The organism is Sphingopyxis sp. 10G20-10, assembly GCF_057365075.1.
Genome location: NZ_CP195117.1, coordinates 851,133 through 863,633 on the forward strand (window position 1 = coordinate 851,133; position 12,501 = coordinate 863,633).

The 12,501-nt window shown below is 59.4% G+C and carries 10 protein-coding genes; 6 read left to right on the forward strand and 4 right to left on the reverse strand.

Annotation, left to right across the window (positions count from 1 at the left end):
- The first annotated feature begins 107 nt into the window (after positions 1-107).
- Together metH and ACR3XE_RS04250 are read left to right on the forward strand one after the other, a co-directional pair.
- Positions 108-2,732 carry a methionine synthase gene (gene metH, locus ACR3XE_RS04245; RefSeq protein ID WP_473698849.1) on the forward strand — a complete coding sequence of 875 codons (2,625 nt, stop codon included), beginning with the start codon at positions 108-110 and terminating at the stop codon, positions 2,730-2,732.
- Between the two features lie 93 nt (positions 2,733-2,825).
- On the forward strand, positions 2,826-3,785 hold the full coding sequence (locus ACR3XE_RS04250; protein WP_473698848.1) for a right-handed parallel beta-helix repeat-containing protein: 960 nt from the start codon (positions 2,826-2,828) through the stop codon (positions 3,783-3,785).
- A gap of 132 nt (positions 3,786-3,917) precedes the next feature.
- Here ACR3XE_RS04250 and ACR3XE_RS04255 read toward each other — a convergent pair whose 3' ends face one another.
- The 3 genes from ACR3XE_RS04255 to ACR3XE_RS04265 form a co-directional block, all read right to left on the reverse strand.
- Entirely contained in the window at positions 3,918-4,421 is a 504-nt protein-coding gene (locus ACR3XE_RS04255) for a type III secretion system chaperone family protein (RefSeq protein ID WP_473698847.1), read from the reverse strand.
- 92 nt (positions 4,422-4,513) lie between these two features.
- The gene (locus ACR3XE_RS04260) at positions 4,514-6,625 is read right to left on the reverse strand and encodes a M3 family metallopeptidase (RefSeq protein WP_473698846.1); all 2,112 of its coding nucleotides are present in this window, start codon (positions 6,623-6,625) and stop codon (positions 4,514-4,516) included.
- Positions 6,626-6,807: 182 nt separating this feature from the next.
- A complete protein-coding gene (locus tag ACR3XE_RS04265; protein ID WP_486185935.1) occupies positions 6,808-7,677 on the reverse strand; it encodes an SMP-30/gluconolactonase/LRE family protein in 870 nt (289 codons plus the stop codon).
- A gap of 194 nt (positions 7,678-7,871) precedes the next feature.
- On the opposite strand from ACR3XE_RS04265, the gene ACR3XE_RS04270 reads away from it, so the two are divergent.
- The 4 genes from ACR3XE_RS04270 (at position 7,872) to ACR3XE_RS04285 (ending at position 11,790) form a co-directional block, all read left to right on the forward strand.
- Entirely contained in the window at positions 7,872-9,026 is a 1,155-nt protein-coding gene (locus ACR3XE_RS04270; RefSeq protein ID WP_473698844.1) for an acyl-CoA dehydrogenase family protein, read from the forward strand.
- Positions 9,027-9,192: 166 nt separating this feature from the next.
- A complete protein-coding gene (locus ACR3XE_RS04275) occupies positions 9,193-10,362 on the forward strand; it encodes an acetyl-CoA C-acetyltransferase (RefSeq protein ID WP_473698843.1) in 1,170 nt (389 codons plus the stop codon).
- A gap of 160 nt (positions 10,363-10,522) precedes the next feature.
- Positions 10,523-11,305 (forward strand): SDR family NAD(P)-dependent oxidoreductase, encoded by a 783-nt coding sequence (locus ACR3XE_RS04280; RefSeq protein ID WP_473698842.1) that lies wholly within the window; start codon positions 10,523-10,525, stop codon positions 11,303-11,305.
- Positions 11,306-11,352: 47 nt separating this feature from the next.
- Positions 11,353-11,790 carry an acyl-CoA thioesterase gene (locus ACR3XE_RS04285; protein ID WP_473698841.1) on the forward strand — a complete coding sequence of 146 codons (438 nt, stop codon included), beginning with the start codon at positions 11,353-11,355 and terminating at the stop codon, positions 11,788-11,790.
- Here ACR3XE_RS04285 and gmk read toward each other — a convergent pair whose 3' ends face one another.
- The gene (gmk, locus tag ACR3XE_RS04290; RefSeq protein WP_473698840.1) at positions 11,791-12,453 is read right to left on the reverse strand and encodes a guanylate kinase; all 663 of its coding nucleotides are present in this window, start codon (positions 12,451-12,453) and stop codon (positions 11,791-11,793) included. It abuts the gene before it with no gap.
- Between the last annotated feature and the right edge of the window lie 48 nt (positions 12,454-12,501).

The following is a 12,501-nucleotide window of genomic DNA, read 5'->3' on the forward strand; positions in this document are numbered from 1 at the left end:
GACGGAGGGGGCTCTCGGTCAGCAGCCAAGTTTTTGTACGAGAGCCCCCTCCACCACCGCTTCGCGGCGGTCCCCCTCCCCAAGAGTGGTGAGGATCAGGAAGATAAATGACCGAAAACCGTCCCTCCTCCGCCACTTTCGTCAACATCGGCGAGCGCACCAACGTCACCGGATCAGCCGTCTTCAAGCGGTTGATTATGGCCGATGACTATACGGCGGCGGTCGAGGTGGCGCGCCAGCAGGTCGAGAACGGCGCCCAGATTATCGACGTCAATATGGACGAAGGCCTTCTCGATTCCGAAGCGGCGATGGAAACTTTTCTGAAACTCATTGCCGCTGAACCCGACATTGCGCGTGTGCCGGTGATGATCGACAGCAGCAAATGGTCAGTGATCGAGGCGGGATTGAAGTGCGTTCCCGGCAAACCCGTCGTCAATTCGATCAGCATGAAAGAGGGCGAGGCTCCGTTCATCGAGGCGGCAAAAAAGTGCATGGCCTATGGGGCGGCGATTGTTGTCATGGCCTTTGATGAGGTCGGGCAGGCCGACACGAAAGAGCGTAAGGTCGAAATTTGTGCGCGCGCTTATGACCTGCTGATAGGCATCGGTTTTCCCCCCGAAGACATCATCTTTGACCCCAATATCTTCGCGATCGCGACAGGGTTGGAAGAGCATGACAATTATGCCGTTGATTTTATCGAAGGCGTCAAGGAAATCCGTGTCCGCTGTCCGCACGTCCATTTTTCGGGCGGATTGTCGAACCTGTCGTTCGGTTTTCGCGGGAATGAGACGGTGCGCCGCGCGATGCACAGCGTTTTTCTGTACCATGCTATTCCCGCCGGACTCGATATGGCGATTGTCAATGCGGGGCAGCTTGATGTCTATGACACTATCGATCCCGAATTGCGCAATGCCTGCGAAGATGTGGTGCTCAATCGTAGGATCGAGGGTGAGGCCGAAAGCCCGACCGAACGGCTGATCGCGCTCGCCGAGCGCTATAAGGGCACCAGTCCGGCGCAGGAAAAGGCTGCCGAAGAATGGCGCGATTGGCCGGTGGAAAAGCGGCTCGAACATGCGCTGGTCAAAGGCATAGACGCGCATGTTGTTGCTGATACTGAAGAGATGCGACTGGCCATGCCGCGCCCGATCGAGGTGATCGAGGGGCCGTTGATGGATGGCATGAATGTCGTCGGTGACCTGTTCGGATCGGGCAAGATGTTCCTGCCGCAAGTCGTCAAATCGGCGCGCGTGATGAAGAAAGCGGTCGCGCATCTGTTGCCCTTTATCGAGGCGTCGAAAGAGCCGGGTGCCAAGGGCAAGGGCAAGGTCGTGATGGCTACGGTCAAGGGCGACGTCCATGACATTGGCAAGAATATCGTTGGTGTCGTTCTGCAATGTAACGGGTTCGAAATTGTTGACCTCGGCGTCATGGTTCCCTGGTCAAAGATCCTTGAAACCGCTGTGGCCGAGGATGCCGATATTATCGGCTTGTCGGGGCTGATCACGCCCTCGCTCGACGAGATGGTGACGGTTGCCGAAGAGATGAAGCGCGCCGGAATGACGCTGCCACTGCTCATCGGCGGGGCGACGACCTCGCGTGTCCATACCGCGCTGCGTATCGACCCCGCCTATGACGGGCCGGTGCTGCATGTGCTCGACGCCAGCCGCGCGGTCGGGGTCGCGACGGCGCTGGTCAGCGACACCGGTCTCGATGCCTATGTCAAAAAATATAAGGATGACTATGCCCATGTCCGCGAGGTGCGCGCGAACAAGGGGCAAAGCGCGCTGGTCCCGATTGCCGATGCGCGCGCCAATGGCTTTGTCATGGACGAACATCTGCGCCCGCCGCCGCCCGAACAACCCGGCGTCCATGTCTTTGACAATTGGGACATCGCCGATCTGGTCAACTGGATCGACTGGACGCCCTTTTTCCGGGCGTGGGAGCTGGCGGGCAATTATCCCGCGATTCTTGAGGATGAGGTCGTCGGCGAAAGCGCGAGCGGGCTTTATGCCGATGCCCGCGCCATGCTCGACCAGATTGTCGCCGAAAAATGGCTGACCGCGCGCGGCGTGGCCGGTCTGTGGCCGTGCCGACGCGAAGATGACGATGTGATCATCCATCTGGAGGAAGAAGAGCGCCATGTCTGCCTGCCCTTCCTGCGTCAGCAAATTGCCAAGCGTGAAGGCCGGTTCAACATGTCGCTGGCCGATTTCATCAGTCACGATGGCGACTGGATCGGCGGTTTTGCGGTCAGCATTCACGGTATCGAGCCGCATTTGGCACGCTTTAAGGCCGATCAGGATGATTATTCGGACATTTTGTTCAAGGCGCTGGCAGACCGTTTGGCCGAAGCCTTTGCCGAGCGGCTGCACGCGCATGTGCGCACCGATTTATGGGCCTATTCCCCGCATGAGCAACTGACCGAAGAGGCGATCTTGCACGAGGAATATCGCGGAATCCGACCCGCCCCCGGCTATCCGGCCTGCCCCGAACATAGTTTGAAGCGCATCCTTTTCGATCTGCTCGATGCCGAAGCCAATACGGGCGTGGAGCTGACCGAGAATTTTGCCATGCTGCCCACCGCGGCGGTGTCGGGATTTTACTTCGGCCATCCCGACGCTTCCTATTTTGGAGTGGCGCGCGTGGGCGAGGATCAGTTGCTTGAATATGCGAAGCGGCGCAACGTTGACCTCGACACCGCACGCCGCTGGCTGCGCCCCAACCTCGATTAACCGCTGCCGCGCCCGTCGTCCGGAAACGGGACGGGCGCTATTTTAACCAGCTTTGCAAACGACTGGCGGGCGGCAAGCGGCTAAGGCGCAACCATGGCCAAATTTCCTTTCCGTCGTCCCATGTTGCCGTTGCTCGCCTTGCCCTTGCTGCTCGCGCCGACGCCGGTTCCCGCGCAAACGGGCGCTGCGCCCTATGTCGTTGTCGAACAGGGGCGCGGCTATGACCGTCTGCAAGATGCGGTCAACGCGATTGGTGACGGTCAGGGCACGATCCGCGTCGCATCGGGCGTCCATCGCCAATGCGCGGTGCAGGAATCCGGGCGCGTTGCTTTTGTGGCGGCAGAGCCGGGCAAAGCGATTTTCAATGGTGTGACCTGCGAGGGTAAGGCGGCGCTGGTCTTGCGTGGCAATGGTGCGCGCGTCGATGGCATCGTGTTTCAGAATATGCGTGTCCCCGATGGCAATGGCGCGGGAATCCGGTTGGAACGAAGCGATCTGACCATCGTCAACAGCATGTTCCGCAACAGTGAAGAAGGCGTGCTCACCGCCGACGATGAGGGCGCGACGCTCAGCATCGATCGCTCCACTTTCTCCCATTTGGGCCGCTGTGATCGCGGCCTGAGCTGCGCGCATAGTGTCTATACCGGCATTTACGGGCGGGTGATTGTCACCCAGTCGCGGTTCGAAAAGGGCGATGGTGGCCATTATCTCAAATCGCGGGGTGTCTCGGTCGATTTTCGCAACAACAGCTTTGACGATACGCAGGGCAGCGCAACCAATTATATGATCGACCTGCCATCGGGGTCGGTCGGCCGGATTGCGAATAATCTGTTCATTCAGGGACGCGACAAGGAAAATTATTCAGCCTTCATCGCCGTCGCGGCAGAAGAGCGCAAAAATCCGTCAGCCGGACTGGTGATCGAGGGCAATAAAGCGACATTGCCTGCGGGATTGGGTCGGAAATCGGTGTTTGTTGCCGATTGGAGCGGCGAAGCATTGGCGATTGGCGCCAATGATCTGGGGCCGGGACTGACGCGGTTTGAACGGCGTTAGCGACAGCACATAAACCTAAAGCCCGTTCGTCCTGAGCCTGTCGAAGGACCGTTCTTCATTTCGACACTCAAAGAAAAGGACAGCCCTTCGACAAGCTCAGGGCGAACGGAAATGGCGGGATCGGAAAGGGTCTTACGCCTCGCCGCGCGTTTCGATGAGCGACGCGGCCAGTGCTTCGGCCGGAGATTTCCCGCCCCACAGGACAAACTGGAATACCGGATAAAATCGTTCGCATTCGTCGATCGCCGTTTCGACGAGCGTTTCGGTGATGTCGATTGACAACGCCGCATTGGCCCCGACCAACATGCCGTGGCGGAACAAGATCGTGCCGCTGCTCGACCAAAGTTCAAAATGACCAAGCCATAGCTGTTCGTTGATCAGCGCCAGTGCCTCATGGGCGACCGCGCGTTTGTCCTCGACGACGCGAATGTCGGGAAAGGCGAGCAACTGGATGACGCCGTCCTCTGCCCGCCAAACGGCGCGCAATTCATAGCTGGTCCAGCTGCCTTGCGCGGTTGCGACAATTTCATCGTCGCTGACCATCTCGTGCGCCCAGTCATGCGCGGCGAAATAGGACGCCAGCATATCCATGGGCGCGGCTTCATGGCCGTCATCGTCGTACAGATCGTCACTCATGGCGCGCGCTTTAGCGATAAGTGCGCGGCGAAGCGAGTCTTGCGAACAAGAGCGGGGCGGCAACCGATTGACGCCGCCGCCCCAGACTCAGATCAATTGCCCGTCGGGAAGCCCCGACGGATCAATAGCGCCTTCACATCGGGGTCGCGCCCGCGGAAGGTGCGGTAGGCCTCGGCGCGGTCGGTTTCGTTGCCGGTCATCAACAATATGGTGCGGAACCGGTCGGCAACCTTGCGATCCCACGGGCCGTCAGCCTCGGTAAAGGCTGCCCATGTGTCGGCGTCCATCGTTTCGGACCAGAGATAGCTGTAATAGCCCGCCGAATAGGCGTCGCTGCTGAACAAATGGCCGAACTGCGGCAGGCGGTGACGCATGACGATTTCTTTCGGCATACCGATCTCTTTCAGCGTGTCGCGTTCGAATGCGTCGATGTCGATCGGCGGCGTCGTGCGGTTGTGCAGCTTCATGTCGACGATGGCACTCGCCAGATATTCGACCGTTTCAAAGCCCTGATTAAATTTTTGGCTGGCCAAAATCTTGTCGACCAGCGCCTGCGGGATCGGCTTGCCTGTTTTATAATGCGTTGCAAATTTCGACAATATTTCGGGGGTCATCAGCCAGTTTTCGTTCACCTGACTGGGATATTCGACAAAGTCGCGCGGGACATTGGCGAGCCAGGGATATTTCACATCCTGCAACAGATAATGGATGCCATGACCAAATTCATGAAACAGGGTCGAGGCATCGTCGAGGCTGATGAGTGTCGGCTCGCCGTCCGCGCCTTCGGTGAAATTATTATTGTTTGATGCCAGAACGTTGCGGCGACCGCCCAGCGTCTGCTGGCTGCGATAGGTGGTCATCCACGCGCCCGACCGTTTGCCGTCGCGCGCGAAATTGTCGAGATAGAGCAGCCCGACATTGGCGCCGGTTTTCAGATTGGTGACTTCAAAAGTCCGCACCTTGGGGTCGAACACCGGAACCGTGCCGGTGTTTTCCTTAAAGCCGAGATCATAAAGCTGTCCGGCTTCCCAGAACATCGCCGCGACCATTTTGTCGAGCTGGAGATAAGGTTTCACCTCGCTTTCATCGAGGTCATATTTCGCCTTGCGGACCTTTTCGGCATAATAGCGATAGTCCCACGGCTCGATGGTCAGCTTGGGAGCCTTACCGGCCTTGGCGTCAGTATCGGCAACCGCCTGCATGTCGGCGACCTCTTCATGGACGCGGGCGACCGCCGCAGGCCAGACTTTCATCATCAGGCCCATCGCGTTTTCAGGCGTTTTCGCCATGGTGTCGGCCATGCGATAATTGGCGTGGGTCCGGAATCCGAGCAGTTCGGCGCGCTGCTGACGCAGCTTCAAAATCTGGACAATCGTCGCATTGGTGTCATTGGCATCGCCATTGTCACCGCGATTGACATAGGCGCGCCAGACTTTCTCTCGCAACGCGCGGTTGGTGGCATTTTGCAGCACTGGCTGCGCCGATGATCGGGTGTTCTTGATCGCCCATTCGCCCGGCTTGCCAGCGGCGGTTGCGGCAGCGGCAAAGGAAGCAACAAGCGCCGGTTCCAATCCGTCCAGATCGGCCTTGTCCGTCACAAATGTATAGAGTTTCTCGTCGCCGAGCAGTTTGCTGGAAAAGCTGGAAAACAGCCCTTCCAGCTTGGCGTTCATCGCGACAAGTTTGGCCTTGTCGGGAGCCGACAAATTGGCGCCATCGCGGACCATTTGGTCATATTCGCGTTCGACAATGCGCTTTTGCTGCGCGTCCAGCCCGCTGGTTTCGCGATTGTCATACACCGTTTTGAAACGCGCGAAGAGTTTGGGGTCGAGTGACAGCTCGGTATAGAAGGTGGAGAGCCTTGGGCTCCATTCGGCATCGATGGCCTCGACCGCGTCGCTCGACTTGTTCGAGGTCTGGACGCCCCACATCGCATAAACCCGGTCCATCGTATCGCCGGCGAGCATCAGGGGGACAAACGTGTTATCAAAAGTCGGCGCTTCGGGATTGTCGATAACGGCCTGATATTGGGCTTTGACCTCGGCCATTCCGGCGGTGAAAGCCGACGGGAACAATTCGGGCTTCATCTTGTCCCACGGCGGCACTCCTTCAAAAGGGCCGGTCCATTCGGCAAGCATCGGGTTATCGCTGGCGTCAGACGCGGGCGGTGCGGCTTCGTTGGCTGCTGTCGGTTCACTGGTCATTTGGCTATCCATGGTGGCACAACCCGCCAGCATTGCCGAAGATGCAAGCAGCAGGGTCAGGTACGGAACAAGACGAAGGGGGCGACGCGACATAATTTTCTCCCTGAACGGTCGGCTTTCCGGCGAAACCGCCTTTGCAGGTGCCTTACCCCGATATATCAGCGGCTGGCAAGCAATGCCGGTTACAGCGCGAAAGCGGGAGGCGAGAGCCCCGGCACTTCGACGCGAAACGTGAAAACCCCGCCCGCATGTGGCTGCGTCGCGCGTTCATCCTCGCTCAGATTCTTGCCCGCGCTGGTGACAAAGGCGGTGCGAAGGTCCGCGCCGCCCAATGTGATCATGGTGGGGCGGGAGACCGGCAGCGCGACAGTGGCCAGCAATTCGCCGTCGGGCGACAGGCGAACCACACGCCCGCCATCCCATAGCGCCGACCAGTAACAACCCTCGGCATCGACGGTCCCGCCATCGGGGCGTCCCTTGCCGTGTTCGAACTGGTGGAAAAGTCGCCCCTCGCCCAGCGTGCCGGTGTCGGGGTCGACATCATAGGCGCGGATCGCATGGGTCGGGGTGTCGGCGTGATAGAAGGTGTGACCATCGGGACTGAACGCCGCGCCATTGCTGGTCGTCAGGCCGTGGAGCATCTCGGTCATCATGCCGTCGGGATCAAGCCGATAGAGGCGGGCCTGCGGATTGGCTTTGTCGCTCGTCAGGCTGCCGACCCACAGCCGCCCGGCGCCATCTACGCAGCCGTCGTTGAACCTCTGTTCTGGCCGGTCGGTCAGAGGTTGCGGACCAAAGGGCACGGGTTTGGCTCCCCATGTGTCAATCAGGGCGCATCCGTTTTTCATCGCGGCGATCAGCCCGCCATCGGAACGCAGCGCAATGCAGCCGACCGGCTGGTCCAACTGCATGACCTTATCTGTGCCGGTTTCGGGGTCGGTGCGGTGGATTTGATGGGCGTCTATATCGACCCAATAGAGGCATTGTTCGGTGGCGCTCCAGCGCGGCAATTCGCCGAGCAGGGCGTGGGTATCAAGAAGAAGATCAACCATGCCGCCCGTTTAGCGCGGCACCGCCGTGTCCGGCCAGTGTTGAATCGCGCGCATTGCCGCCGTAACGGCATTTCCACTTGACGTGCACGTAAACGTAAGGTCAACTAAAGATGAAACGACTGTGCCTAGTCGTGCCATAATCATGGGTGCCGACTCGCCAAAGGCGTCGGTTCGCCGTCTGGGAAAGGGATTTCATGTCGCTCGATAATCTGTCGCGCTCGGTTTACACCGAGGACCATGAGGCTTTTCGCGCCACGGTGCGCCAGTTTCTGCAAAAGGAAGTCGCCCCCAATGCGGCGAAGTGGCAGGAAGAGGGCATCGTCCCCAAATCCATCTGGCCCAAGGCGGGCGCGCTGGGCATGTTGTGCCCCACGGTGTCAGAGGAATATGGCGGTCTGGGCCTCGATTTCGGCTATAACGCCATCGTTGACGAGGAAAGCGCCTATTATGGCGGCGCGGCGACGGGCTTTTCGCTGCAGTCGGACATCGTCGTCAATTATATCAACAGCTATGGCAGCGAAGAGCAGAAGAAGCATTGGCTGCCCAAGATGATTTCGGGCGAGGTTATCACGGCGATTGCGATGACCGAACCGGGGACCGGCAGCGACCTGCAAGCCATGCGCGCGACCGCGAAAAAGGATGGCAATCACTATGTCATCAACGGGTCCAAAACCTATATCACCAACGGCCAGAATGCTGATCTGATCCTGGTTTGCGTCAAGACCGACACCGAGATTGAACCGGCGTGGAAGGGGATGTCGATCGTGCTCGTCGAAGCCGATCGCGAGGGATTCAAGCGCGGTCGCAACCTCGACAAGATCGGGATGGATGAGGCCGACACGTCCGAGCTGTTCTTTGAAGATGTCCGCGTGCCGATCACCAATTGCCTGGGCGAAGAGGGTAAGGGATTCATCTATTTGATGAGCGAACTGCCGCAGGAGCGCTTGTCGATTGCGGTGTCCGCGATGGCATCGAGCCAAAAGGCGTTCGACGAGACGGTCACCTTCGCGCGCGACCGGATGGTGTTCGGCAAGCCTCTGCTCGATTTCCAGAACAGCCGCTTCGTGCTCGCCGACCTCAAGGCCAAGTTGCAGGTCGGCTGGGCGCATCTCGACTGGGCGCTGGCACGGCATCTGAAAAAGGAACTCACGCCCGAGGAAGGCGCTGCGGCCAAGCTGTGGCACACCGACCTGCAATGGGAAGTGATGGACAAATGCCTGCAACTTCACGGCGGCGCAGGATATATGAACGAATATCCCATCGCCCGCATGTGGCGCGCGGCGCGGGTGACGCGGATATTTGGCGGCACTAACGAAATTATGAAGGAACTCATCGGGCGAAAGCTCTGAGGATTAAGCCCCTCCCCTTCAGGGGAGGGGCAGTGAGACTTGGTCCGGCGTTAGTCGGGCCTTTAGTCGAGCGGGGTGGGGGCCCATCGGCCTTGTGCAACCTCGACAGCCCCCACCCCAACCCCTCCCCTGAAGGGGAGGGGCTTTTGATCGAAAGGAATCCCCAATGACCACTGCCTATATCGTAGACGCCGTCCGCACCGCAGGTGGCAAACGCGGCGGCAAGCTCGCCGGCGTTCACCCTGTCGACCTTGGCGCCGCTGTGTTCGACGCGATTGCTGACCGCAATGATTTTGATACCAGCAAGATTGACGATGTCATCACCGGCTGTGTCGGACAGGGCGGCGAGCAGACGATGGACCTTGGCCGTAACGCCGTACTCGCATCGAAACTGCCCGACAGCATCCCCTCGGTCACCATCGACCGCCAGTGTGGATCGTCGCAGCAGGCGATGCAGTTCGCGGCGCAGGGCGTAATGTCGGGGACGCAGGACATGGTGCTGGCCAGCGGTATCGAAAGCATGACGCGCGTGCCGATGGGCTCAACCGCGATGCTGTATATGAAGGAAGGCATGGGCAATTATAAATCGCCCCGGCTTGAGGAAAAATATCCCGGCATCATGTTCAGCCAGTTCATGGGCGCCGAAATGATCGTGCAAAAGCACGGCTTTACCAAGGCTGATCTTGATGCTTTTGCCCTCGAAAGCCATCGCCGTGCCAAAGCGGCGACCGAGGCGGGTTTGTTCGACAAGGAAATTGTCGGCGTCGAAATAGACACGCCCGAGGGCAAGGTGATTCACCGCGTTGACGAAGGCATCCGCTTCGACGCCACGCTGGAAGGGATTGCCGGAGTTAAATTGCTTCAGGAAGGTGGCAGCATCACAGCAGCGTCGGCCAGCCAGATTTGCGACGGGGCGAGCGCGGTGCTCATCTGTTCGGAACAGGCGCTCAAGGATCATGGCCTGACCCCGCGTGCGCGCATCCACCATGTTTCGGTGACCGCGGGCGATCCCGTCATCATGCTCGAAGAACCGCTGTTCGCCACCGAACGCGCGCTGAAAAAAGCCGGCATGAAAATCGACAACATCGACCTGTACGAAGTCAACGAAGCCTTTGCGCCGGTGCCGCTGGCATGGCTCAAATATCTGGGCGGGTCGCACGGCCGGCTCAATGTCCATGGCGGCGCGATTGCACTCGGCCATCCGCTGGGCGCATCGGGCACCAAACTCATGGCAACATTGCTCAATGCGCTCGAATCGCGCGGCACCAAATATGGGCTGCAAACGATGTGCGAAGGCGGCGGCCAAGCCAACGTCACCATCATCGAACGACTTTAAGAAGAATAACCCCCTCTCCTTCAGGGGAGGGGCAGTGAGACTTGGTTCGGCGTAGCCGGACCAATAGTCGAGCGGGGTGGGGGCATCGGCCTTGCGCAACCTCGACAGCCCCCACCCCAACCCCTCCATTGAAGGAGAGGGCTTTTGATAGGAGACTGAAATGAAACTCGATTCCACCGTATCTGCCGTTGTCACCGGCGGCGCTTCGGGCCTTGGTGCGGCCACCGCCCGCGCGCTGGCTGCTCAGGGCGTCAAGGTCGCCATCTTTGACCTGCAGGAAGAAAAAGGTCTGGCCATCGCCGCCGAAATCGGCGGCCTCTTTTGCGAAGTGAACGTCACTGACGACGCCAGCGTCGATGCAGGTTTTGCCAAGGCGCGCGAAGCTCATGGGCAGGAACGTGTCCTCGTCAATTGCGCCGGAACCGGCAATGCGATCAAGACCGCAAGCCGCAGCAAAGAAGACGGCAGCATCAAGCATTTTCCGCTTGATGCGTTCAACTGGCTGATCCAGATCAACTTGGTTGGCACCTTCCGCTGCATCGCCAAATCGGCAGCCGGAATGTTGACCCTCGATCCGCAGGAAGACGGCGATCGCGGTGCGATTGTGAACACCGCAAGCGTCGCGGCAGAGGATGGCCAGATCGGTCAGGCCGCCTATTCGGCATCAAAGGGCGGTGTCGTCGGGATGACCCTGCCAATCGCGCGCGACCTGTCGCGCGAAGCGATCCGCGTTAACACCATCCTGCCTGGTATTTTTGATACACCGCTGCTGGCGGGTGCGCCGCAAAATGTTCGCGATGCGCTGGGGGCATCGGTGCCCTATCCGGCGCGTTTGGGGCAGCCTGAGGAATATGCGAAGCTGGCGCTGTGCATGATCGAAACCAGCTATTTCAACGGTGAAGATGTCCGCCTTGACGGTGCCATCCGTATGGCGCCGCGCTAAATCAACCTCTCCCCTCTCGCTTGCGGGAGGGGAATTGGAGTATTCCCATGCCCCGTTTCGACCCGGCGCGGCTCGACCCCGCCAACTATCCTTATTCGACCAGTGTCGAAACGCGGTTTCAGGATCTTGATCCGCTGGGTCATATCAACAATGTCGCCATGGCGGCTTTGTTCGAAAATGGCCGGGTGCGGTTCAACCGCGAACTGATCGTCGAGCGCAAAATGCGGATCGAGGGCGAACGATGGTTGATCGCGCGCGTCGAGGTCAATTATATCGCCGAAGGGCATTTCCCGGACCCGATCACAGTCACCAGCGGGATCGGGCGGATCGGCACGGCAAGCTGGGACATTGTGTCGGCGGCCTATCAAAATGATGTGTGCGTTGGATTGTGCGACACGACAATCGTGCGCACCGATGCCAAGGGGTCGGCGCCGATCAAAGACAGCTTTCGCGCCGAACTGGAAAGCTATCGTTTCAAAGGCTGATCAGGTCGCGGGATCGCCCTCTGGCACTGAGCGAATGAGGTCGCGGGCAAAGCCGATCAGACCGATCTGGCGCCGGCGCTTCAATCGTTCGGCGCGCATGATCGCCATGACTTCGGCGAAACAGCCTTCGACATCGTCGTTGATCAGCACATAATCATAACCGTCCCAATGGCTGATCTCATTTGCCGCGCGCGCCATGCGCGACGCGATCACCTCATCGCTGTCGGTCTGGCGGCTGCGCAGCCGCCGTTCCAGCTCTTCCATCGTCGGTGGCAGGACAAAGACGCGCACGACATCGGGGCCAGCCTCTTGATAGAGTTGCTGTGCGCCTTGCCAGTCGATGTCGAACAACACATCCTTGCCCGCATCGAGCAATTGTTCGACCCGTGCGCGCGGGGTGCCATAACGATGGCCGAACACATGCGCCCATTCCAGAAATTCGTCGTCGGCGACCATCTGTTTAAAGGTCGGAACATCGACGAAATGATAGTCGACGCCGTCAACCTCGCCCGGACGAATCGGGCGCGTCGTCGCCGAAATCGACAGCGCGATTTCATTGTCGGCAGCCAGCATTTTTCTGGAAATGGTGGTTTTCCCTGCCCCCGATGGCGAGGACAGGGCGAACAACACGCCGCGACGGTTCAACTGGACGCTTTTGGTCATGGGGGCTAATTGCGCGATGACCGCCGCCGGTCAAGCGGGAAGGGGCGT

Bases quoted from the DNA above. Each gene is read 5' to 3' on its own strand.
- ACR3XE_RS04260 (WP_473698846.1), bottom strand. From the start codon at position 6,625: ATGACCAGTGAACCGACAGCAGCCAACGAAGCCGCACCGCCCGCGTCT.
- ACR3XE_RS04250 (WP_473698848.1), top strand. From the start codon at position 2,826: ATGGCCAAATTTCCTTTCCGTCGTCCCATGTTGCCGTTGCTCGCCTTG.
- ACR3XE_RS04280 (WP_473698842.1), top strand. From the start codon at position 10,523: ATGAAACTCGATTCCACCGTATCTGCCGTTGTCACCGGCGGCGCTTCG.
- ACR3XE_RS04285 (WP_473698841.1), top strand. From the start codon at position 11,353: ATGCCCCGTTTCGACCCGGCGCGGCTCGACCCCGCCAACTATCCTTAT.
- gmk (WP_473698840.1), bottom strand. From the start codon at position 12,453: ATGACCAAAAGCGTCCAGTTGAACCGTCGCGGCGTGTTGTTCGCCCTG.
- ACR3XE_RS04255 (WP_473698847.1), bottom strand. From the start codon at position 4,421: ATGAGTGACGATCTGTACGACGATGACGGCCATGAAGCCGCGCCCATG.
- ACR3XE_RS04265 (WP_486185935.1), bottom strand. From the start codon at position 7,677: ATGGTTGATCTTCTTCTTGATACCCACGCCCTGCTCGGCGAATTGCCG.
- ACR3XE_RS04275 (WP_473698843.1), top strand. From the start codon at position 9,193: ATGACCACTGCCTATATCGTAGACGCCGTCCGCACCGCAGGTGGCAAA.
- metH (WP_473698849.1), top strand. From the start codon at position 108: ATGACCGAAAACCGTCCCTCCTCCGCCACTTTCGTCAACATCGGCGAG.
- ACR3XE_RS04270 (WP_473698844.1), top strand. From the start codon at position 7,872: ATGTCGCTCGATAATCTGTCGCGCTCGGTTTACACCGAGGACCATGAG.